We start from the raw sequence: 23,665 nt of genomic DNA, 5'->3' as shown, positions 1-23,665 counted from the left end.
ACATGAAACGCAAAAAACTGACCATCTTCTTATGAATAGTTGTATTCATGATCATAGCTGGGTTAGGTGCTGCTGGTGGATATGCGATTTATTTAACCAATCAGGTAAAAAAAACAGCTTCAGATTCACACCAGGAACTTGATCGGGGAAAAAAGTCAGATAAACGGATTGAAGTGGTCAATCCGGCAACAGATCACACTTCTGTCTTGTTTGTCGGTATAGATGACAGTGAAAAAAGATCAGAAACGGCGCAAGATAGAGACTCACTATCAGATGCACTTGTATTAGCCACATTCAATGAGGATGATAAATCCGTTAAAATGCTTAGCATCCCCCGCGATTCTTACACATACATCCCTGAGGTCGGATATGAAGACAAAATCACTCATGCGCATGCATTTGGCGGAATTGACGCAACAGTCGAAACCGTTGAACGGATGTTGGATATCCCCGTCGATTATTATGTACGGTTGAACTTCAACTCATTCGTTGAGGTCGTCAACTCTATCGGGGGCATCTCCTATGACGTTCCTTTTGATATGACGGAGCAGAACAGTTCGGATCAGGCAGGAGCCATTGAATTAGAAGAGGGCCCGCAAACTTTGAATGGTGAAGAAGCGTTGGCCTTAGCCCGCACCCGTAAATATGATAGTGACTTAGCTCGTGGCGAACGGCAGATGGCGCTCATTCAAGAGATCTTCCGCGAAACCATTTCTGCAAAGTCATTGAACAATTTTGATGCGATTCTGGAATCGATCAATAATAATTTAAAGACGAATTTGACCTTTGAGGAAATGATTACATTCAAAGACTATATCCTTCAAAAAAATGAACTTACTTTCGATAAAATGCAGTTAGAAGGTGAAGGTGGATATATCGATGAGGTCTGGTATTATCAACTGGAAGAAGAAAGCCTTTCTGAAACTACAGACGAATTGAAGGCTCATCTCGGTTTATCTAATCCTTATGTGAAAGAGGAAGAGCCGGATACGATGACAAAGAATGAAGATGACTCTATGTAGATTTTTGCTGACGAAACAGGAAGCTTTTTGTAGAATTATTTCCCAGGCAATATACTTGAAGGGTGTTCCTATCCAGGAACACCCTTCTTATGTTTTATCTTCTTGTTCGTGTACCTTTGATAATATTAAGAATCGGTTTATATTCTTTACCAACTAAGCCAGTGATTTCAACAATAAGCTCGATCATCAGGATCAACATCGCAACAACCAGGACCGCCCCAAACATCGTCGCTTGCGAAAAAATGACGGCAGCTAAGCTGAATAAGGCGCCGCCTGCATAAATCATCAGCACCGTTTCCGGGTGACTGTAGCCTAAATTAAGAAGGCAGTGGTGCAAGTGAGACTTATCAGGTGCTGATAACGGTTTACGATGGACAATTCTCCGGACTATTGCGAACAACGTATCAGAAATCGGGATGCCTAGTATAATGACTGGAATAATGAAAGAGAATAATGTTACATTTTTGAAGCCGAGCAAGGATAAAACACTGATCATGAATCCTAAAAAAAGAGCGCCTGTGTCTCCCATGAAGATCTTGGCGGGGTAAAAGTTATACACGAGAAACCCTAGTGTGCTTCCAAGCATCATCAATCCTGCAAATACGACAAAAACATTTCCCATCGTGATGGCCATACCTGAAATCGTCAGCAAAGCAATGGCTGACACACCAGCGGCTAAACCATCTAATCCATCAATAAGATTAATGGCGTTGGTAATTCCGACAATCCATAAAATCGTGATGGGGATACTCATATAGCCAAAATCGATTTGTCCCCCAAAAGGTAAATTGACGAAATCGACCTGGACGCCGCCCATCACCACAACGACAGCAGCTAACAGCTGTCCTCCAAGCTTCACTTTGGCTGACAATTCTTTCAAATCGTCCAGAACGCCAGTAATAATGATGATGGTCGCACCCATCAATACGGGCCAGGTATAGTTACTTTCCGGAAAGAAAAATAAAATACCTAAAGCGAAACTAATGTAAATCGCTAAACCACCTAAACGCGGCATTACATTTTTGTGAACTTTACGGTGGTTCGGTTGATCTGTAGCACCAATTTTGACTGCCATTTTCTTGACTAGTGGAGTAATTACCACAGATGCGATCAAGCAAAACAGCAAGGCCTTATACTCCATAAAGACCCTCCTCAGGTTTATTATGTCCTCTCCCTAATGGATGTAAGCTCATATATTTTTTCCATATTCAACTGCATAATTTCTCTGTTTGTTATGCATATTAAACGTGAAAAATTATATCATAAGAACTCGAATCCTGACATAACGATTTCATTACGTTTTTGTTAGCTTTTTTGAAATATATTACTGCCCCTGATGACATTCACCACCAACTCTACTCCGAGCTAATATAAAATTAGGCGGTGCCTCTTGTTTTATGTACTTCCACGCTATAACTCATCAATTTGTAACCCGTTTATCCAATTTTCGTCAAAAGGTTGAGTCTCTTGTTACAGAATAACATTTAATTGTTAATTTTTTCATAGTTTTTTGAAAATATTTTGTTTTATTTTTCCTGTATACCTTTTCAATTGCATTTACACAAGAACCCTCTTTAAAATAGGGAACCTATGTTTTAAACAGATAGGAGGATCCATTACTTAATGGTGAATAGAGAAAGAAAAAAATTAGAAAAATCCCTAAAGCCTCATTGGGTTTGGGCGATCGCTTTCGGTTCTGCGATCGGTTGGGGCGCTTTCGTCCTTCCGACAGACTGGATTGGCCAAGCAGGACCGATAGGCGTAGTCATCGGCCTTTTGCTTGGCGCTGCTCTCATGATGATCATCGGGGTCAGTTATGGGTATTTAATTGAAAAATTTCCGGTAACCGGTGGAGAGTTCGCTTATGCTTATATCGGATTCGGACGGAAATTCGCTTTTATTGCCGGATGGTTTTTGACCCTTGGCTATATATGCATTGTCGCTTTAAACGCCTCTGCACTAGCTTTATTGGCGAAATTTCTATTTCCTGATTTAGTCCGCACCGGAAATATGTACACAGTGGCAGGATATGAGGTATCAATCATTCAAATTGCCATTGCCAGTCTCGCCCTTGTTTTGTTTGCATTATTGAATATCCGCGGTGCCAGTTTTTCCGGGCAGACGCAATTCATTTTCAGCATGATCTTAATACTGGGAATCACTTTATTAGCGGTGGGAGCTATCTTCACGGATGGTCCAAGTTTTTCGAATATCTCCCCTGCTTTTACACCTGATCAAACGGCATTCGCTTCAATTCTGACGATTTTAGCGATCGCTCCATTCGCATACGTCGGTTTCGATAACATTCCGCAGGCAGCAGAAGAGTTCAAGTTTGAACCGAAAAAAGCTTTCGGACTGATCATTTGGTCCCTTCTTGCAGCTGGCCTTGCCTATAGTGCAATGATCTTGATTACCGCAAGTACGATGCCCTGGCAACAGTTGCTCACACAAATCAACCAGTCCCAATCAGTCTGGGGTACAGGTGATGCGATTGAAAGTTACTTAGGTCGTGCTGGCGTGTTCATCATCGCTCTTGCCGTATGTATGGGGATTTTCACTGGATTGAACGGATTCTTCATTTCAGCAAGTCGCCTTACGTTTGCAATGGGACGGGCACGTATCCTGCCGAATATGTTCCGCAGACTTCATCCGAAATATGGCACACCTTATGTCGGCATTTTGTTTACGATGACTATATGCCTGATTGCCCCGTGGTTCGGCCGTCAAGCACTACTGTGGGTCGTTGATATGTCTTCAACAGGCGTGGCCATCGCTTACTTTTTCTGTACAGCCACAGCCTACAAATTCTTCCGGTGGTCAAATGGAGAAAGTACAGCCGAGCATACGACAACGGTCTCTCCTGGCAAAAAGTTGTTGTCACTCATCGGGATGATCAGTGCACTCGGTTTTCTGGTTTTACTGCTGCTCCCCTGGTCCCCGGCATCACTCGGCAGGGAATCTTATATCGCTCTAGGAATTTGGATTCTCATCGGGGTTATTTTCTACTTGTTCAATTCAAAGCGCTACAACAGCATTGACCGCAAAGAAATGAACTATCTCATCTTAGAAAAAGAAGAAATATAATTACAACGCTTCGTTAAACCTTAGCGTTGTTTTTCCTATAATCGCTCCCTTATCTGTAAGATGGGTTTCGTTGCTTATGCTGGGAGCAATGAGGTCTTGGAAATGGCTCGCTTTCCTCGGGGAAAACGGCAAGCCTCCTCGAGCTAATGTCCATTAAGAGACAAGTAAAACCTTCGCATAAACGAAACTACTGAAGAACTGCAACTCTCTGAGTTAGGCATCAAAGAAAAAAGCCGAGTAGGACGATTTTATCGTTCAACTCGGCTTCTTTATTTCTATGATAAATTCGGGCACTTACTCCATAAGCTTTACTATTCGTTGGATATTGATGATTTATATCGCCACCGGCCCTTGTACCCACACATTGGTTTTCTTTTATAAATCAAACAAGATCAATCTTTTTAGATAAAGCTCGTTGCTTCCAGTGAGCGTTCGGTGGTGACGCCTGCGGGAACAGCGCGAGCCGAAGATCCACTTGGTCAAGTGATCTTCTTGGCCAAGTTAGCTGAGGCCATGCCCGCGGCAAGCATTCACCGACAAGCGAGTAGTGAGAAGCAACAACAAACTTTAACAGCTCCTCTAGATTGAAGAGGGTGTTTCAGAGGCCTCGCAAAACGGGATTTTCTTGTTTAAAAACCGAAATAGCCAGCAAAATATTTGTTCCAGATGCTATAAAGGAACGAATGGAGCCATCCTTTTTTATCTTCTTTAATATGGATTTGGGCAAGTACCGGATCATGGTCACTTGCACGTCCATCCGCTTCAGAGAAGTCTGCATTAATGTTGACAGACTCGATCTTCGTCTGTTTAGCTAAGTTATTGCTTACCAGAATGTGATCAAGCACTTGGGAATTACCTTGATAAATATAAGTGTAACGTTCTTCTTCCGGCAATACCTCCATCATATTCGTGAGGACATCGCCTTCCAGTGTTTCTATAGGTGCAGAGAACTCGAAATCATTCAAGTCTCCTAAAACGACGACATTCGCATCGTCCATCTCATCTTCCACTTTTTGCACGAAGTTGTTAAGGACTTCTGCCTGCTTGAGTCTTTGAACTTCACTACCAAGTACGACAGGATGTTCTGCGCCGAATAATGCCCCATCTCCGCCTTTTGAATTGAAGTGATTAGCGACTACGACCACTTTCTCTCCATTGAATTCGAACTCGGCTGCTAACGCTTTTCTGGAGTCTTCGAATGCTTCATTGGCCGGGTCGACGCGTCCTGGGTTCAAAGTCAATCCATTTTCATCGACATCTACCGCTGTACTGGCATCTCCATCAGGCTTATCTACAAGAGAAACACGTTCCGGGTTATAAATGAAACCGACACGGATGTTCCCGCCTGGCTGTCCGCCATCCACTTTGTCTTGAGGGGCAATATCTGTGAAAGCATATTCAGGACCACCTGCTTCAGCAATGGCATCGATCAGTGTTTGATAACTTTCATTCGCTTCCACTGTACCGTCATCAGTCGGTCCATTGTTATCCTGGACTTCGACCAAACCTACGACATCAGGGGTGTTTAAATTTTCTACGATTGATTCGGCGATCTTGTTTACTTTTTCAGGGTCTGTACCTGCGTGGAAGTTCTCCACATTATAAGAAGCGACCGTCATTTTCTTCTTAAGGCCTTTCAATTTCGCTGACTGTCTTTCTGTTCCTCCATCTTGCAATTCAGGTAAGTCCCCTGCTGCACGGATTTTATAGTTACTATAATCGTAACTGACAACTCCTGTGATGGAATCATTGAAGTAGTCACCTGTTTTGGCGTTCAACCCCATCCCCGCTACATCAATGAGCACACGTTCTGGGTTGTAGTCATCTGGAGAAATCAGCAGTCCACCAGCTCTCGTGAAATCCTGATCTTCACTTGTTTCTACATAGACAGGAAGCTCGTCATATTTCACAGGTCCGCTCACTTTCGGCTCTGGGAGTTCAATCAGCATTCCTTCTAAACTTTCATAAAAGTCCAGACCGTCTTCTGTCGGATCGAAGGACTGCATTTCATCATTTTCGATGGTTTCTGTCGGTTGTTCACGATCGGCACCGATGACGATAGGGTCCGGTAGCGCCTCTCCCTGTGAAACGACAGTAATCGCTGAGGCGCTGATTTGTGTCGTCAGAAGATCTTCCGCATCGTAATAACCATCCTCACGATATTCCGTCACTTCACCATTAACGTTAACGATGTCACCGACTTCAACACCTGCTGAAGTTTTGTAAACATAAATACCTTCGGATGTAGCAAGGTCATCGTCTGCGCTCAAGGATTGCATGTAAAATCCATTCGAGCCATCAAGCTTAGTAACGACACCTTCCACATTCTCCACTGTTTCTCCTTCATATGGAGAGCTGTGGCCTGCTCCTTGAATGTCATGGATTTCTAAATCATCCAAAGCCTTAAGGGCCGAATATTCAAAAGTGGCTACATCACTCGTCTCCCCATTATCACGAGCTACTAGAGCTTTAACAGTCGTATCTTCTGTAATGGTGATCGGTTCTGTGTATTTCGTACTTTCCACTGTCGGTTCTGATCCGTCTACAGTATAATGAATCGTTCCTTCAGGTTCAGCGGTCTGCAATGTCACTTCAGATCCCTGAACGACGGAACCACTTCCAGGACTCGCCGTCACAGCAAATACTTTTTCAATAATATCGGATTCAGAACGCGGAACCAGCTTATACTCTTCAAAGCTATAGTTCACGACTCCCTGTATTTGCTCATAAGTTTTGCCGACTTCCAGCAGACTTTCATCTCCTGGTGTAATTGTGAACGATCCTTGCTCATCTTCTGCGGTGAAATCGCCGTGCTCGTTCACACCTGTAATCTCCACTTGACTGGCTTGCACGAACTCTCCTTCAATCTGCTCCCCTTGACTTGTAGAAAATTCCCCTGAATGCACAGATTGTGCTGCCGGAACACCTACACCTGCTCCTGTTACCTCTACACTAGCTGAAGAAGTGATGATTTGTTCCATTCCGTAGTAATCACTAAATTCACCTTGGGCCTTTACTTGATCTCCAACACTTGCAGAAAGACCAGGTGCGCGGACAATGATTCCTGCTGTTTCATCTTGTATGTAAAGGTTCGTTTGTCCACCACTTTCAAAAGAGGCAGTCGCTATACCCTCGACAGCAACCGTTGTCTCTTTTTCAGCCTGTCTTGCATCAGCGATTGTCTGGACTTCCACTTCTTCTTCCTCAGGCATGGCATAGCTGCCAAGATATTCGAAAGTATCTTTGCCGTAAGTATCCCACTCATTAGAAGTGGCAAAAGAATCGGACGGATCTGTATCACCAGAGATCATATCTGCTTGTCTTACCAGAGTGACATCCTTACCGAATTCGTCAGTGCTTCCGATTTGCCCGATTGAATCGATGGCACTATCTTCATTAGTAAGGACAAGCACATCATCACCATTGAAATTGGCAATACTATCTAAGACGTCAGCCACATTCAAGACGCTTTCTCCGGAACTGCTATGAGCAATGACCAGCACTTCACCATCAGCCAAAGAACCAGATAAATCCAATTCCCTTGAAACGGTTTCGCTGCCATTCGAATATAGCTCAAGCGAGTAGCTTGATAAATCTACTTCCTCCCCGGTGCCGTTATAGATTTCTACGGCTTTGTTATAACTTGATCCTTCGACATATTCAGATATGAACAAGTCTTCAGGACTCTCTGCCTTTACCGGGGTAAAAGGGACGAATACATAGCCCAGTACAAGGGCCATTATTAATAATGAATGAAACAATTTCTGCATCTTTTTACCTCCTTCAAATTGTGGTATAAATGGTATCTCTTTTTAAGTGTACAAAATTCAGAATAGAGTTTATATTTGTTTTTTGTAAAAAATGATAAATCGTTCCAATATCATACGCAAATATGACTAATTATGACAAACATTTTACGAATCTTCCGACATATGGAGTGAGTCATTCGGGTGTTTTCATATGTGGTACAATAGAAAATTGAGAGGTTAGAAAATCGAGGTGTTACTTTTGACTAAACGAATCGTGCGCGTGCGCAGACGCAAAAAAAAGAAGAAAATAAGAAGAATTGCTGCTCTACTCTTTTTAATCGCATTAATGATGGGAGGCGGCTTTTATTACGTCTCTCAAGTCTATACAGCCTCATATGAAGAATTGGGCCGTGGTGATAAATCCGACCTTCGTGAAGAAGCGGTAGATATCGGTGACGATCCGATATCCATCCTGTTGATGGGGGTTGAAGACTATTCGACAGATGGAAAAGCAGGACGGGCAGATACTCAAATCGTGATGACACTTGATCCTGAAACAAATAAGATCACGATGACCAGCATTCCACGAGACACGATGGTAGAGCTTCCATCCTATAAAGTGGGAGAAGAATATGCAGGCAAGCATAAACTTAATGCTTCCTACACACTCGGAGAACTTTCCGGTTATGGAGCAGAAAAGCTTGCTGTTGAAACGGTTGAAGACTACTTGGAAATTCCGATAGATAAATATGCTACTGTAAACTTTGAAGGATTCATTGAAGTCGTTGATTTGTTAGGCGGGGTCACCGTTGACGTCAAAGAAGGGTTCTGGGAACGGAGCAGTGTCGATTACTACGAGAAGATAGAATTTGAAGAAGGACCGATGCAAATGGACGGGGAGGAAGCATTAGCTTTCGTCCGTATGAGAAAACGAGACGCCGCATTGACTTATCCAAGAGATGAAAGGCAGCGTCAGTTCATTAAAGCGAGTATTGATGAAGCCATTTCTGCAGGGACTATTTTCAAAGCGGGAGAAATTGCCGATGTTCTGGGCAAAAACGTCTCCACAAACCTTAGTCCTAGAGAGCTTTATGCCATCCAGCGTGCGTTCTCCACAGGGGAATCCAATACAGAGACCTTTGAGATTGAGGGGGAGAACACTCGCCTTGAGAATGGCCTCTATTACTTCGTTCCGGATGAAGAGAGTTTACAAAATGTAAAAAGGAATCTGAAGCAGGAGTTAGGGTTTAAACTTCCGAGTGATTATGAGAGTACAGATGATCAAAACGATGCCTATCAAAATCAATAATCAATCTTCCGTCCGCCAAATACGGCGGGCGGTTTTTTTGTTCAATCAAGTGGTTCAGCTTCGATTGCTTCTTCAGGCTTGGCCGGTACCTCTCCGTCAAATACCGAAAATTCCATTTCATATGTAATAGTCTCAGGATAGGATTGCAAGAGGCCGATTTCCTCAGGCCTTTCTGGCTGTGCTTTTAATGAGAGCGACTCCCAATTTCCATCCACCAATGACATCGTTAAGGTCGTGCCGATTTGCTTTTTCAGCATAATGCCCCGGAAGTCGATTTCATTCATAGATTGGAAATGGGCCTTATAACTGACCGTCCCACCCTTTTTTGCATACTCGACACTGTCCGCCTCTTCTATTAATGAACTGACCCAGGAAAATGGGTCATCCAACGGCCGAAGTTCATCAATAACCCGGTGGGGGCGCTTTCCTTTACTCCATTCTCCCCCGCTATTCACATAAAAGCCCTCTTCTTCTATAAAAACTTCAAATTCAAAAGAGCTCTCATCAGACACAGGTGTTCGCACATTGTAGCTGGACCGCGCGTCTGACCAGTAGCCACGACTTTTTGAAGCTGTCTCTTCGTCACGTGAATAAAAGGTGGATATTTCATAAGCATGCCCTTGTGGTCCGTCTAACAAAGACTGCCATTTATGGTAATGATGCTCTTGCTCGCTAGGGAAAAAAATCAATCCTGCCCCTATTCCAATCAAAGCAGCCAGCGACGGAACAATCCACTTTTTTGCCGGCTTAAAGATACCCATCTACATCATAACCCCCACTCTTCTGCCAGTAACCGAGCTCCCTTTCTTTCGTGAACTCCAAGCGATTCACCCATTTCACTGACTTATACCCATACATCGATGGATGATACAAACGACAAGGATACCCTTGAGCTTTTTTCAATGGCCGGCCGTCGAATTCGTAAATAAGCAAAGCCCCTTCATCGACCAGTTGACTCGTTCTGAAAGAATCATAATATTCTCCGTCTCCCGAATAAGCTGTGACAAACTCTCCTCCAGGCTTAATCTCATAATCGTCCAGCAAATCTTTCACTTTTACACCCTTCATTTCAACGCCGTGTACACTCCATCCTGTGACACAGTGAAAATCATCGACAAAAGTCGTTGCAGGTAAACGGCGAAGGTCTTCCATCGTCAAATCGGCTGAGCGATCGACCAATCCTTCGATTCTCAAATTCCAGGGCGATTCTTCATAACGAGGATAATCATTCGTTACATTATAAATCCTGAAATATCCCCTTCTTTTATTTTCTTCTGTAGCAATGGAAAACGTAGGCAGCATCCATTTGATAGAAGACCCGATGGCTAAGAACACAAGACCGATCCCAGAAAATTTGAGAAAATCACGGCGTGTCCACACATTTTCCTGAATCACCGGGGGTAAAGGAGATTTTGTGCGCCACCATTTCGGCCAACCGACTCTCAAATGAAAAAAATGACCAATCGTATGTGTGAATATCCACGGCGTCATTAATAAGGTGCTTAAATCGTGAATCAAAACAGCTTGGTTACGGACATTGACTGGGAAAGATGCTTGAAAATACATAATAACTCCTGACCCGCTCCATAAAAGCGCAGCTGTGATCATAAGGCGACCATTGAATTTTTTGAGTCGGGGTGCTTTTGATATGTATCGAAGGAGCGGACGTAGACTGAAAATCACAATAACAACATAAATGATAGCGATTACAATATGGAACGTAACAAGAGGAAAACTGATTTGGTTAAACCAGGTTCTTGTCGGCGTCACATAGAGCATCGCACCTGATAGTAATAGAATGATGACCATAAGAGCATGCAAATGATGAAGTCTTACGAGTTTCTTCCTCATAGTATCCTTCTTCCCTTGAATCGTCACGATAAAATCCCAGTTCCGTGGTTGTTCTGTTTAACGTTAGCTTGATTATGAGAGAAACAGCGGCAAAAATCAACACACCGATGTTCGGAAGAGAATCTTTCCGGAAAAGCGACACATATCCTTGCTTAAAGTGTCCCCTCCATATAACCTAACTAAAAAGAACTTCCCGCATAGCTCGGAAGTTCTCGAAATTGAAGTATGTAACTCTAAGATGCTGTACGATTGAATATTAAAATACCATTTACCCTTTTGAACATATAAGGACCTTCAAATGTCAATGGTGATGAAAGATCAGATGCCTGGATGCCAACCTTCTTCACCGTGGAATTATTTTCCAGAATACGGTTCACCGTATCTTCCGTCAATCTTTTAAGTGGTTCCACTACAATCGTTTGATCCACTCGCACACTATATCTCGCGAGAATGGATAATTCTTCATCATCTAATACTAATTTTTCCATGTGTGCCAATCCACTTCACCCTCTCATGACTGATTTAATTAGAAGCGCACAGCACAGTCCCAAATCCCTATACCCTATAATATAATAGAAAATCAACCTATTGAAAACAGCAAAATTTACTATATAAGAAAACATAGGTAGGTTTTTCCTCAGATGTATTATGAAGGTAATAGTGGATTATATAAAAAGAAAAACCTCTCTTAAGTGTTAAGAGAGGGCACCGGAAAATTATTCTTCTATAATACGATAGTTTGTATGAGCGACAACCGTCCTATCGTATTCGAAATCGATTTCATCTAAGTTATCCATAATCGTCAAATCGACGATGACAGACTGTTGGCATTGACTAGGGATGACTTTCCCTGTAAATGTGATATCATTACGCTCAAAGGTTACGATTTGACCAGGTGTGGCAATGCGATCGTCAGGTTGTACCATATCTCTCTACCCTTTCTCTTCCTCGTATTATTTTCAACTGTGTTGAATTTATCTTAGCTTGAATTGACAAACAATTCAAATAAAACTTTTACAATATATGCTACTCGATTCGACAAAATTATACAAGTAAAAAGCTTCGATGTTTAACTTTTTTCTGAGGAGATATATACATACTTACCAAATATTATATAGAGAAGGGGAACCATTTCTTGAAAACACCGATAAATAAAGTAAAAAAAAGCATACTTTTGACCTCATCCATCCTCCTCACCCTGTTCATTATCGGCGTAATCACTCTTTTTATGCTAGGTCCTGAATTCTTAGTGGTCGAGGATTCACCAAAAGAAACCGGAGAAGCGGATGCCATAATTGTATTAAGTGGAAATGCGAGTAGATTGGATCATGCAGTTCAGTTATATGAGGAGGGGCTTGCGGACAATATGATCCTTACAAACGCCACGGAACCAGGCACGCAATCAGAAGATGCCGTTGCCCAAGGTGTACCTGAGAGGGCGGTTGTCGAAGAGAATAAGGCGGAAAGTACATATGAGAACGCAGTTTTTTCAGAAGAAATCATGGATCAAAACGAGTGGAAGTCGGCGATAGTAGTAACGAACGATTACCATTCAAGGCGGACGAAAATGACGTTCGAAAACATCTATAATGATGAGATCGAACTTTCCTATTCTTTTGCTTCTTCCTTTTTCAACCCAGAAGATGGTCTTTCTGAACGAGAAGAAAAGATGACCTTCGCTGAATACGTCAAACTTATCACTTATTCAATCCGGCTTCTCTTCCATTGACCTAGTATTATCACGAGGGTGGTCGTTTTCACTCCTACATCATCCTATATATTCGTTAAAAAAGCTCTCTCCTTTTGGGGGTCTACTGCAGAACTGCAACACTCAGAATTATCCAGCAAAGAAAAAGCCGAGAAGGACGATTTTATCGTTCAACTCGGCTTCTTTATTGCGATGAAATATTCGGGTTCGTACTCCTCCAAGAGCTGTAATATTCGTTTATAGTGAGAGTGAATAACGCCAACGGGCCAATCACTCTTTTTAGAAGGGACTCCTTGCTTCCACGATGAGCGTTCGGTGGTGACGCCTGCGGAAACAGCACGAGCCGAAGATCCACTTGGTCAAATGATCCTCATGACCAAGTTAGCTTAGGCCATGCACGCGGCAAGCATCACCGACAAGCGATTCGTGAGAAGCAACAACCAACGTTAACAGCTCCTCTGTATTGAAAAGGTTTTTCACTGGCCTCCCTTTTAGGTGGAGAGTTTTTTTATGTAAATATTCCCATCACCAAGCAAATTTGAGAATGAGGGAGTTATTCTTCGTAAAAGCCTAATGATAACGCTTAAACAATGAATGTTACCGCTGTCATCACACTTGATGATGCAACCCTATCTCCTATTATAATTGTAAGAACATTCAAAAAAGGAGTGATTGACATTAGCGTTTCAATAGCAAACGTAAAAAACACAGATACAAAAGAAATTTATTCCGTAACAGGTGACCAACTGCTTGGCAGCTTGGACCTCATGTCACAGAAACAGGTAAGTGAAGCTATCCATAACGCAAGTGACGCCCAATCACTATGGGCTGAAACTGAATTATATAAACGTGCCGAGATCCTTCACACTTGGGCTGATAAATTGGTTGAAAACCAGCAGGAAATCGCTCAAATGGTTTCAGAAGAAGTAGGAAAAGGACTAGCTTCTGCGCAGAAAGAAGTTGTACGTACTGCTGATTTGATCCGCTATACAGCTGAAGAAGGCGTCCGTTACCACGGAGACATGATGAAAGGGGACTCATTCAAAGGCGGGTCCAAAGACAAAATCGCCATGGTTGAACAGAAGCCACTGGGTGTCGTCCTGGCGATTTCCCCATTCAACTATCCCGTAAATTTAGCTGCTTCCAAAATTGCTCCTGCATTGATTACAGGGAACTCTGTCGTTTTCAAACCAGCGACTCAAGGTGCTCTTAGCGGGCAATTGATGATTAAAGCATTATTGGAAACAGACCTCCCCGAAGGAGTCATACAATTTGTCACCGGTAAGGGGTCAGAAATCGGTGATTTCATTGTGACTCATCCTAAAATCGATATGGTAACGTTCACAGGAAGCACAGAAGTCGGCCAATCCATTTCTCAGCAGGCGAAAATGATTCCTGTCGTTCTTGAATTGGGCGGAAAAGACCCTGCTATCGTGCTTGAAGACGCGGACCTTGAACTGGCAGCGAAAAATATTGTCGGCGGTGCCTTCTCTTACTCCGGCCAGCGTTGTACAGCCATCAAGCGAGTGCTGGTCGCTGACTCAGCAGCAGATGAATTGGCAGAGAAAATCAAAAAAGAGATGGACCAGCTTTCTGTTGGTTCGCCTGCTGATAATGCAACAATCACTCCATTGATTAACGATGGTGCAGCTGATAAAGTCGAAAACCTGATTATAGATGCCATCGAAAAAGGAGCAGAGCTGGTTGTCGGAAACAAACGTGAAGACAACTTGATCTATCCGACACTGTTGGATAACGTAACGTCAGAGATGGAAATTGCCTGGACAGAACCATTCGGACCTGTGCTGCCGATCATCCGTATACAAAATGAGGATGATTATGTGTCTATTTCAAACGAGTCACAGTACGGCCTTCAAGCGAGTATTTTTACAGAAGATGTGAAAAAAGCGATGCATATCGGCTCCAAACTGGAAGTCGGCTCTGTCCAGTACAATGCAAAAACAGAGCGCGGACCAGACCACTTCCCCTTCATCGGTGCAAAAAACTCTGGTCTTGGCTCCCAGGGCATTCGCCGCAGCATTGAGTCTATGACACGTGATAAAGTATTCATTTTGAATATGTAAAAATTTCACTCACAAGTAAAAAGCACTTCCCGAGGAGGAAGTGCTTTTTACGTTATTTCAGAACCGATGTGCGACCGATATTATCATGAATATTCGTACCATCACTTATGATAATCCCATAGAATTTTCCACTCCTCCTTTTCCTTCGCTACATATACATCCTGATGGAGCCTGAAATGTCCATACTTCCCTTTGAATGTTTGCACAACAGTCATATAATAAACACCCTTCAAAGGCTTCGATCCTTTTTCCATCGACCACTCATCCATCTTTTTCACATCATTGACTGTAAAAGAAAATGTCTCCACACCAAAATGATTCATAAACACATGAGCACGGTCCTGTATGTAATGACCTTTTGTGAATTTATCCTTCATTTGGGAATGTAACAGTTCCCAGGAATCAGAGAATTGCGCTTTTTGTTCATAGGTGTAAAATTCCTCCACTACGCTCTTTGCTTGATGGCTGGGGCGTGTGATATAAAAAATGAATAGCGCGACAGATGCAAGTAACACAAGTAACAGAATCAACAGGAAAGATTTCGGTGTCTGCTTACTCTTCATCTCTTCTCCCTCCCTCTTCTTACGGTATGCATCAAGAGGATAAAAAAGAAAAGCCTGACCCAATTTCTTGGATCAGACCTTATGGAGAGAGATTTTCCAAAGACTTTAATAAAGGAAAAAGAACGCCCGTTTATTTACGAGACGTTCTACAAATACTTGGTTATTTTTCACCAAAAAAGTCCTGAAGCTTGTTGATCCGATTGCTCATACTGCTCGGACTGACCTCATATTTAGTGGCTATTTCTTTTTTCGTTATTTTCTCAGCATCGTCGCGGAAATAAGTAGTGCTGCGGTAAATATGCTCTAAAGCAGCTGCCACGACTTCAGGCTTGCGGAAGGCTGGCTGCTGTTCTTCTTTATAATCCTGCCAGCTTTTTTTCAGTTTTCTAAAAGAGTACGAAGATGTGAGTTCTTCCTCCAAGTGATTGTCTAACAATTCGACGACCTCATCATCGCTCGTTTTTCCTGTGTTCGTTGGCTCAGCCTCTTCCGAAGTGTTGATGTACAACCATGCTTTCAGCTGTTCAATCAACGTGGCTTGCATGTACTGTTTCATAGATGAGTACGAGCTGTTGTCGTAATCCTGATTTACTTTTTCACGGAAAGTCTGATAGGAGGAGGCATAATTAGGGATGGCAAGCGGGATGAAGTTATAAACAGGTCCCCACTTCAGCAATACACCGATGCAATAAGGCATGTGTGCGTAATTTTCTTCTTTTAGCGGAATGCCATCACGGTTAGCTTCGTATGATTCATTGCTCCACACATCTTTAACAACCACCGTTTGTTCGGTTGCAGGTTGTTTGATTTCAAATACGCCTGCCACAGGGCTCTTCCAGTCTTCAAGTGAAGCCAACGTAGCTGGACGCGTAATCCCATCTTTTTTCTTATCAAGGAACTCTTCGTAAATGGTGAGTCCATTCTCTTGCGGTTCGATAAAAACGGACTGGACCAAACGGAAAGCGACTTCAATTTCCTCTTCCTGGCTCTCCTTGTTTTCGGCAGGCGTCAAATTCGGATAATTACGGTTTACATACGCCATAAAGTGACTATAGTGGGTATTCAACTCTTCATGAAGACTTGTTGAACTGATTCCCTGGTCGTTTTTATCCATACAGCATTTCTTATATTTTTTCCCACTGTCACACGGGCATGGGTCGTTTCTTTTAATCTTACTCATTTAAATCCCTCTCCTAATTGTGTAAACGTCAACTCTACTAGGGTACCTAATATTCCTCTAACATGCAAAAAAAGCGAGGGGAAAGAGGGATGGAATAAAAATCCACCTCAAGTCATCCAGAATCTGGATGACTTGAGGTGGAAAATAATGGTTCACCTGAGGTGGTAGTATTTGTTAAATACCCTTTATATATCTCTTCTCAGGGCGCGCAAGACATCAATATTGGTTGCTTTCTTGGCTGGTTTCATACCTGAAAGCATCGCTACTCCAATACTCAACGCCACACACAACAGTACTAAATATGGCGGGATATAGGAAAGCTGGATCACTGTGTCCGGAGACTCATTGAACACTTGCTGGATGACGAGCGGCAATATCTGATTGATTGCAAAACTTATGAGATAAGCGACTATTACACCCACTATCGCCCCCATTAAACCGATATAACCGCTTTCCATCAAGAAGATACTGCGGATCATTTTCGGATGGCCGCCAATAGCTTTCATTATTCCGATGTCTTGCGTCCGTTCGGTCACGGCCATGGACATCGTATTGAAAATTCCGATTGAGGCGATCAAGAGAGCAATCGCACCGACAATGACGAGACCTGTTTTCACGACTGCAAATACGATATTGATTTGATCCAGCTCTTCAGTCACTGAATAAATGTGGTAGCCATCATCCTTCAGTGTTTGAGAAATGGATTCCACTTGTTCCATATTCGAAGCAATGACATTCACTTGTTGATAGGTCCGTTCCTGTTCAGCATCTTGGATGGAATTGATTTCTTCTTCACTCATCTCAGGCCGGATCATTTGGCCATTCGTGGTTCCGGTAAATGATTCAATATTGGTAAGCATCGCTGAAGAAATGAGGACGTCTCGATCTTTCTGCCAATCCCTCGCAGGTTCTTCTGCAACGCCGACAACTTCTAAAGGAAATGTTTCACTGACCATTTCTCCATCTTTAAATTGTCTGACTTCCATTTGTATGGTCTTTCCCAGCAAACTCTCTCCTAATTGATACTTTTCTTTTACGACTCCTTCTTCGTTATACAGCTCTTCATCGGTCAGCCCTTCTTCTTTATGCAAATACTGATTTAAATGATAACCTATGATGACCTCATTCTCTGCCTCAGGCATTTCACCCGCTGAAAGATTCAGTCCTGCTTTTTTCTCTGCAGAAAAATCGACAGCACGAGCGGAGGATTGGGTGGAGTATCCCTCATATTGAACAGTCGTCTCGTTTTCTACCATGATTTTATGGGAGACTGCTTTGACATTCTCAATATCTTTGAATTTCTCGATGTCTGCCTTGGTAACCCCAGGGCTCTCTCCCTCTTCAACTGCCCGCTTGCCTTGTACTTGAATTTCCGTAATACTGCGGTCTTGCATGATATCTTTGACGATGAAACGCTGGGCCCCGAAGCCGACAGAAGCAAGTACAATCAGAAAGGCACAGCCGATTGCGGTTGCTAAAATCGTCATGAATACACGAGACTTGTTTTTCTTCATATTTTGTCTAATAAAATTCAGCCGGTCTTTCCACTTCATCGTCCTGCCTCCTCATCATGCGGCACTAGGAATCCATCTTCCAAGCGAATTGTCCGATCTGCAATATCAGCCACTTCGTCATCGTGGGTGATAATGACAAATGTGATGTTTTCTTCTTTATTCAACTGCTTTATGAAGGAAAGCAATTCTTCTTCTGTTTCCTGATCAAGACTTCCTGTCGGTTCATCAGCCAGTATGATCGGCGGGTTCACAATTAAAGCTCTTGCGACTGAAACACGCTGCTGCTGACCTCCTGACAGCTCTGATGGATAGTGATCGCTATATTCTGCTAAACCCACTTTCTCTAACATCTGTTCAACAAGAACTGTCCGCTCTTTTTCAGCGATCCCTTTCATGACTAATGGAAGTTCGATATTTTGATAGGCTGTCATACTTGGAATCAATTGAAAGCTTTGAAAAATGAAACCTAAATGATCTGAACGAAAACTGGCCCACTTAGCTTCGGTGAAATCTGTCACCCGTGTTTCTTTGATGTACAAATCACCCCTTGTCGGTTTGATATATCCACTCATCAGATTAAGCAAGGTCGATTTACCTGATCCACTGCGCCCGACAATGGATACCATTTCGCCTTCATGGATTTCCAAGTTGATACTTTTTAAAACAGGGACTTCCTGGCGTTTATTTTTCTTTCCTACATAAAAAGAGTGAGATAACTCGTCTACTTTAATCACGTTTGTTCCTCCTTATTGATCTCTCACCATATAAGACGAAACAAAATAGCAAATCATTTCAATTTTTTTTGGAAAAGGAGTGGAAGATTGGCAGATGGAATAAAAAACCACCTCAAGTCATCCAGAATCTGGATGACTTGAGGTGGTAAAAAATGGTTAATTTATTAATTCAGTTATCTGGGATTATCGGTAATAAGATATGGGAGGGATAGTCTTTTCCTTGGTGAATCGTTTGAATGACCTTCTTCGTATGAGTAGTATCCGATAATGTCCCTCCTGTATTAGGGTTGACATCATAGCGAGGGAAGTTACTCGACGACACTTCTATTTGAATCGAATGACCGGTGAGGAAGACGTTGCTTGTCGCCCATAAATCAATCTCAATCCGCATCGGCTCTTTCTCAATATGAGGGATTCTAAACACTCCATCTGTCAAGTTAAATGCCGTTCCATCAGGAGCGACATCCAAAAGCTTCGCTGTAAAGTCCGTAGAAGCAGCTTCAGAGGATACCCATAAGCAGACCTTTATTTCTCCGGTCACCTCCACTTTTTCCCTAAGAGGGTCTGTAGCATAGACAAGCACATCTTCCCTTGTCTGCGAAGGCTGGTGGATTCTCGGTCCGACATTCCTCCCCTGGTAAAACAATGTCCCACCTCCGTGCGTCGGCACAGGGTTTTCTGGGTCATAGACAAACCGGTCACAGGCATCTACAAGCGAAATATCACCATACAATCGCCCTTCTTGTAAATTGGAGTTACCATTCCCACTTAAATAAAAGGGGGTATACCTCGACCGCTTCAAAGGCCACTCCTCTTCTCCACGCCATTCATTCATCCCCATCACAAATATTTTCACTGGCTTCTCATCGAATAAGGGATGATTCTTCCCTTTGAGCCAAAAGTCGAACCAGGCGATATGCAGTGATGTAAGATCATCTCGTCCTTCAATGGAAGATCCTGCACTATGACGTCCAAAAGATCGCTCGCCGATCACAGAAGAAAAATCGCCATGTGCCCACGGACCGATGATCAATCGTTGATTCGGATTCACTTGTTTCATAAGCTGATAATTTCTGAGTGTCGGACCAAGGAAACAATCACAGCCTGCCATATGGTAAGCAGGTAAATCGATCTCTTCCAACTGTGAAGATATCGATGCCTCTATTAACGTTTCTTCTTTTCTATATTCATTAAACAACTCTTCTAAAGCAGGCTCACATTGAAATAGGGAAGACCATTCTTTCAAAGCGCTGTGTTCAAACAACTCTAAAACCTCTTCAAGCGCTTTTTCCAACAATTGAACTTCTTCTGGAGTCCTGCCTGCTTTGCTCAAGTAGTCAGGAGCGATCGACTCCAACAACCAGGTCGCGAACAACCCCAGTTCCAAAGCTCCTCCTCTGTAAATGAGCCCATCATCCAGTTCACTTCCGGTCATTACCGGGAAAAGAGCCTTCAAGGACGGCGGTTTCTCTACAGCCGCATAAAGTTGAGTGAAGCCATAATAAGAGAGTCCGAACATCCCTATTTTTCCATTGCTGTAAGGTAGGCGAGCTGCCCACTCGACGGTATCATACCCATCTTGTTTTTCTTGTAAAAAAGGATGGAAGTTCCCCTCTGAAGTAAACCTCCCCCTTACATCTTGAATAATGACAATATAACCTTCACGTGCAATACGGATAGGATCGATAAACCGATGGGAAAACTCCGGGAGATTTTTGTCATATGGTAATCTCGTGAGTAAGACAGGAAAGGTGCCTTCTTCAGAAGGGCGATAAACATTCGCAAATAAGGTGGTTCCATCAGATACTTCACATGCTACATCTTTTTCTACGATAATCGCTTTCAAACAGCATTCCTCCTGTAGAAAAAAGAGACCTGCAGCTATGTACAGACCCCTTCTCTCCTAGTTATTCACCCTTCATTTCAGCGACTTTATCCTGGTTGTTCTCAATCCATTCACGCGCCACTTTCTCAGGGTCCTTGCCGTTTTCCTCAATTTCAACGATCATTTTCTCTACTTCGTCGATCGAGATGTTCCAATTACTCAAGAATTCGTAAGCTTCTGGAGCTCTTTCACTCAAGTTACTGTTTGTTACAACTTCAACAGAAGAAGATTCAAAGAAACCTTGATCATTTGATAGAATCTTCAAGTCATGTTTATTGAACATCGTGTGTGGACGCCAGCCGAAGAACACAACCGGCTTCTCCTGTTCCATCAAACGAATAGCCTGAGCCATCATACCACCTTCAGAAGAATTCACTTGCTTCATGTCCAAATCATAAGCCTTAATTAGCTCATTGGATTCTTTTGTAGCGCTTGCTCCTTCTTCAATGCCGAACATTTCATTACCGAACTCGTCTTCCATGCCTTTCAAATCAGAAATGGAATTTACGTCTTCCATGTAAGCAGGAACAACCCAGCCTGTCTCTGCTTTCGGGTAGCTTACAGCCGTACGTTCTAACTTATCACCGAATTTTTCCATGTGGACTTTGTGCATCGGGAACCAGGCATCCATGAAGACATCCAGGTCACCACGGGATAATCCCATGAAGACACCGCCGACGTTCGTCTCTGTTTCTTCTACTTTGTAGCCCATATCCTGTAAAATCAGACTAGCGATTTTTGTAGGTGGGACTGTACTCGTCCAAGGCGTCACACCAAACTTGATCGTCTCATCCTTACTTTCAGAAGCTTGTTCCCCTTCTGAGTTCGATTCCCCACTGCTTTCTTCTCCCCCTGCAGAGCAACCGATCACTAATACTAAAAATAAAGCAGTCATTAAGCCGAATAATACTTTTTTCATACTAAACCTCTCCTTAATTTATACTTTTTGTCCAAACCCTTGTGTAATACGGTCAAGTACAATCGCTAATACGACTATTCCAAGTCCGCCTGTCAGACCAAGGCCGACATTGACTGTCGAGATGCCTGAAAGTACGGTGGATCCAAGTCCCGGAGCCCCGATCATTGAAGCAATGACGGCCATCGACAGAGCCAGCATGATCGTTTGGTTGACACCTGCCATAATCGTTGGCACGGCCATTGGCAGTTGCACTTTGAACAACAGCTGCTTCTTCGTAGACCCGAATGCGCGGGATGCTTCCACGACATCTGCTGGTACCTGTTTGATTCCTAAACTTGTCATCCTTACAGCCGGCGGGGTGGCAAATACGAATGTAGAAATTACAGCCGGCACGCCTCCCAGTCCGAAAAGTAAAATCGCTGGAATCAAGTAGACGAAGCTTGGTAGTGTCTGCATGAAATCCAGAATCGGACGGACGATTCTATCAACCATTTTATTGGTTGCACTCAAAATCCCCATCGGTATCCCGACTATGATGGATAATAATGTAGAAACAATGACAACAGCCACTGTCTGCATAGCTCCATCCCAAAGGTTGACCGATCCTAGATAAAGACAGCCAATCAATGTAAACAGGGCAATGCCTTTGCCTGCAACTCTCCAGGATAACAAGATAAGAAAGAGTGCAATGATTTCAGGAGGAATGGCGATCAGCATGTCTGTTACCGCCGTAATAAAGGTATCGAGGACGACACTGATTTGATTGAAGAAACCACCAAGCACCGGAAGGAGCCAATTATTCACAAAAGTATTGGTCCATTCTTCTAATGGAAAATAGAAGTAATTCATGTTGTCACCTCCTCTTTCTCTTTACCGAGTACGAGGCCAGAAAGAATGGAAACACGGGAAATGATGCCGACGAGCTTCCCATCTTCTGCCACGACAATCGGATATTTCGTATCAGCAGCTATCCCCAGCAAATCTTTCAACGGCCTATCTTTTCCAGTAATGTGAGCACCTTCCCGCACGACTTCTTCCAATGCAATCTTTTTATTATAAGCATCTATTGCGTCATCAATGGTCAACACACCTTTGTAGTTGTCTTCCTTATCAACAACAAAGATACTGGAGACACCCGCTTCTTCCATTTTGCGTACAGCCACATGCGGACCATCTTTGTATGTGGTCAAAACTTCAGGTTTTTTCATGACATGATGGGCTTCTAATACTTTAGATCGGTCCACATCTTTCACGAAACTTGAAACATAATCGTCGGCCGGTTTTTCTAAAATTTCTTCAGAAGTGCCTACCTGGACGATTCTTCCGTCTTTCATGATGGCAATGCGGTCACCGAGCTTCAAAGCTTCATCTAAATCATGGGTGATGAACAATATCGTTTTTCCTAACTTTTTCTGCAAGTGAAGGAGTTCATCTTGCATCTCTTTTCGAATCAACGGATCCAAGGCACTGAAGGCTTCGTCCATCAATAAAATATCCGTGTCGTTGGCAAGCGCACGTGCTAAGCCGACACGCTGCTGCATTCCTCCACTCAATTGATCAGGATAACTAGTTTCATAGCCTTTCAACCCGACATCTTCAATAGATTTGCGGGCTTTTTCCTCACGTTCCTGTTTGTTGATCCCTTGTATTTCCAGGCCATAACCGACATTGGCTAAAACCGTCCTATGGGGAAATAAACCGAATTTCTGGAAAACCATGCCAAGTTTTTTTCTTCTAGTCTCAATAAGAGTCCCCTGGCTCATTTTCGTAATGTCTTCCCCGTCGATATAAACTTCCCCAGAGGTCGGTTCGATCAATCGATTGACGAGCCGGATCAATGTCGACTTCCCGCTTCCCGAAAGCCCCATGATGACAAAAAACTCACCAGGTTCTACGGCGAAGGAGGCCTGGTTGACACCTACTGTCAAACCAGCCTCTTCTAATATTTGATCCTTCGATTTTCCATCCTCCAGCATTTTGACACCCTGTTTCGGATGAGAGCCGAAGATTTTAGTCATTTGATTCACTTCGATCTTATTCATAAACATTCTCCCTTTCTTTTC

At 43.1% G+C, this 23,665-nt stretch carries 20 protein-coding genes; 6 read left to right on the top strand and 14 right to left on the bottom strand.

Translation table 11 applies throughout. From position 1 onward, the window contains the following. The first annotated feature begins 47 nt into the window (after positions 1–47). Positions 48–1,022, top strand: coding sequence for an LCP family protein (locus ACTWPX_RS11115; RefSeq protein ID WP_443119826.1), 975 nt, complete (start codon positions 48–50; stop codon positions 1,020–1,022). Positions 1,023–1,116: 94 nt separating this feature from the next. Here ACTWPX_RS11115 and ACTWPX_RS11110 read toward each other — a convergent pair whose 3' ends face one another. Beyond that, a complete protein-coding gene (locus tag ACTWPX_RS11110) occupies positions 1,117–2,163 on the bottom strand; it encodes a glycosyltransferase family 4 protein (RefSeq protein WP_128525960.1) in 1,047 nt (348 codons plus the stop codon). A 482-nt stretch (positions 2,164–2,645) separates the two neighbouring features. Between ACTWPX_RS11110 and ACTWPX_RS11105 the strand changes: the two genes are divergently transcribed. Together ACTWPX_RS11105 and ACTWPX_RS11100 are read left to right on the top strand one after the other, a co-directional pair. Next, on the top strand, positions 2,646–4,106 hold the full coding sequence (locus tag ACTWPX_RS11105) for an APC family permease (RefSeq protein ID WP_443119825.1): 1,461 nt from the start codon (positions 2,646–2,648) through the stop codon (positions 4,104–4,106). 435 nt (positions 4,107–4,541) lie between these two features. Continuing rightward, positions 4,542–4,694 carry a hypothetical protein gene (locus ACTWPX_RS11100; protein ID WP_443119824.1) on the top strand — a complete coding sequence of 51 codons (153 nt, stop codon included), beginning with the start codon at positions 4,542–4,544 and terminating at the stop codon, positions 4,692–4,694. A 41-nt stretch (positions 4,695–4,735) separates the two neighbouring features. On the opposite strand, the gene ACTWPX_RS11095 is transcribed toward ACTWPX_RS11100, so the two are convergent. Then, positions 4,736–7,876, bottom strand: a complete 3,141-nt coding sequence (locus tag ACTWPX_RS11095) for an FN3 associated domain-containing protein (protein ID WP_443119823.1) — start codon at positions 7,874–7,876, stop codon at positions 4,736–4,738. 229 nt (positions 7,877–8,105) lie between these two features. Between ACTWPX_RS11095 and ACTWPX_RS11090 the strand changes: the two genes are divergently transcribed. After that, complete coding sequence (locus ACTWPX_RS11090; protein WP_443119822.1) at positions 8,106–9,164, top strand: LCP family protein; 1,059 nt, start codon at positions 8,106–8,108, stop codon at positions 9,162–9,164. Positions 9,165–9,205: 41 nt separating this feature from the next. Here ACTWPX_RS11090 and ACTWPX_RS11085 read toward each other — a convergent pair whose 3' ends face one another. The 4 genes from ACTWPX_RS11085 to ACTWPX_RS11070 all read right to left on the bottom strand — a co-directional run bounded on the left by ACTWPX_RS11085 (position 9,206) and on the right by ACTWPX_RS11070 (position 11,941). Continuing rightward, complete coding sequence (locus ACTWPX_RS11085) at positions 9,206–9,925, bottom strand: hypothetical protein (RefSeq protein WP_443119821.1); 720 nt, start codon at positions 9,923–9,925, stop codon at positions 9,206–9,208. Beyond that, the gene (locus tag ACTWPX_RS11080) at positions 9,912–11,015 is read right to left on the bottom strand and encodes a molybdopterin-dependent oxidoreductase (protein WP_443119820.1); all 1,104 of its coding nucleotides are present in this window, start codon (positions 11,013–11,015) and stop codon (positions 9,912–9,914) included. Before ACTWPX_RS11080 ends, ACTWPX_RS11085 begins: the two co-directional genes overlap by 14 nt. 233 nt (positions 11,016–11,248) lie before the next feature. Beyond that, positions 11,249–11,503, bottom strand: coding sequence for a hypothetical protein (locus ACTWPX_RS11075; RefSeq protein WP_443119819.1), 255 nt, complete (start codon positions 11,501–11,503; stop codon positions 11,249–11,251). A gap of 228 nt (positions 11,504–11,731) precedes the next feature. Beyond that, on the bottom strand, positions 11,732–11,941 hold the full coding sequence (locus tag ACTWPX_RS11070) for a YkvS family protein (RefSeq protein ID WP_128525953.1): 210 nt from the start codon (positions 11,939–11,941) through the stop codon (positions 11,732–11,734). Between the two features lie 209 nt (positions 11,942–12,150). Here ACTWPX_RS11070 and ACTWPX_RS11065 point away from each other — a divergent pair, with 209 nt between their 5' ends. Together ACTWPX_RS11065 and ACTWPX_RS11060 are read left to right on the top strand one after the other, a co-directional pair. Next, positions 12,151–12,744, top strand: coding sequence for a YdcF family protein (locus tag ACTWPX_RS11065; RefSeq protein ID WP_443119818.1), 594 nt, complete (start codon positions 12,151–12,153; stop codon positions 12,742–12,744). A 569-nt stretch (positions 12,745–13,313) separates the two neighbouring features. Beyond that, positions 13,314–14,807 carry an NADP-dependent glyceraldehyde-3-phosphate dehydrogenase gene (locus tag ACTWPX_RS11060; protein WP_443119817.1) on the top strand — a complete coding sequence of 498 codons (1,494 nt, stop codon included), beginning with the start codon at positions 13,314–13,316 and terminating at the stop codon, positions 14,805–14,807. Positions 14,808–14,908: 101 nt separating this feature from the next. Here ACTWPX_RS11060 and ACTWPX_RS11055 read toward each other — a convergent pair whose 3' ends face one another. The 8 genes from ACTWPX_RS11055 to ACTWPX_RS11020 form a co-directional block, all read right to left on the bottom strand. Further along, positions 14,909–15,370, bottom strand: a complete 462-nt coding sequence (locus ACTWPX_RS11055) for a hypothetical protein (protein ID WP_443119816.1) — start codon at positions 15,368–15,370, stop codon at positions 14,909–14,911. Between the two features lie 160 nt (positions 15,371–15,530). Next, entirely contained in the window at positions 15,531–16,550 is a 1,020-nt protein-coding gene (locus ACTWPX_RS11050) for a YecA family protein (RefSeq protein WP_443119815.1), read from the bottom strand. Between the two features lie 185 nt (positions 16,551–16,735). After that, positions 16,736–18,103: an ABC transporter permease gene (locus ACTWPX_RS11045; protein WP_443119814.1), complete on the bottom strand. Its 1,368-nt coding sequence runs from the start codon at positions 18,101–18,103 to the stop codon at positions 16,736–16,738. Continuing rightward, positions 18,100–18,798, bottom strand: coding sequence for an ABC transporter ATP-binding protein (locus tag ACTWPX_RS11040; RefSeq protein WP_443119813.1), 699 nt, complete (start codon positions 18,796–18,798; stop codon positions 18,100–18,102). The genes ACTWPX_RS11045 and ACTWPX_RS11040 overlap by 4 nt, the downstream gene beginning before the upstream one ends. A 169-nt stretch (positions 18,799–18,967) precedes the next feature. Beyond that, complete coding sequence (locus ACTWPX_RS11035) at positions 18,968–20,644, bottom strand: CocE/NonD family hydrolase (RefSeq protein ID WP_443119812.1); 1,677 nt, start codon at positions 20,642–20,644, stop codon at positions 18,968–18,970. A 61-nt stretch (positions 20,645–20,705) separates the two neighbouring features. Beyond that, entirely contained in the window at positions 20,706–21,602 is an 897-nt protein-coding gene (locus ACTWPX_RS11030) for a glycine betaine ABC transporter substrate-binding protein (RefSeq protein WP_443119811.1), read from the bottom strand. A gap of 18 nt (positions 21,603–21,620) precedes the next feature. Beyond that, a complete protein-coding gene (locus ACTWPX_RS11025) occupies positions 21,621–22,451 on the bottom strand; it encodes an ABC transporter permease (protein WP_443119810.1) in 831 nt (276 codons plus the stop codon). Next, positions 22,448–23,644 carry a quaternary amine ABC transporter ATP-binding protein gene (locus ACTWPX_RS11020; protein WP_443119809.1) on the bottom strand — a complete coding sequence of 399 codons (1,197 nt, stop codon included), beginning with the start codon at positions 23,642–23,644 and terminating at the stop codon, positions 22,448–22,450. The genes ACTWPX_RS11025 and ACTWPX_RS11020 overlap by 4 nt, the downstream gene beginning before the upstream one ends. Between the last annotated feature and the right edge of the window lie 21 nt (positions 23,645–23,665).

Source organism: Halobacillus sp. H74 (assembly GCF_052246715.1).
Classification (GTDB): Bacteria; Bacillota; Bacilli; order Bacillales; family Halobacillaceae; genus Halobacillus; species Halobacillus litoralis_A.
The sequence above is the reverse complement of the archived record's forward strand: the minus strand, read 5'-3'. Positions and strand labels throughout refer to the sequence as shown.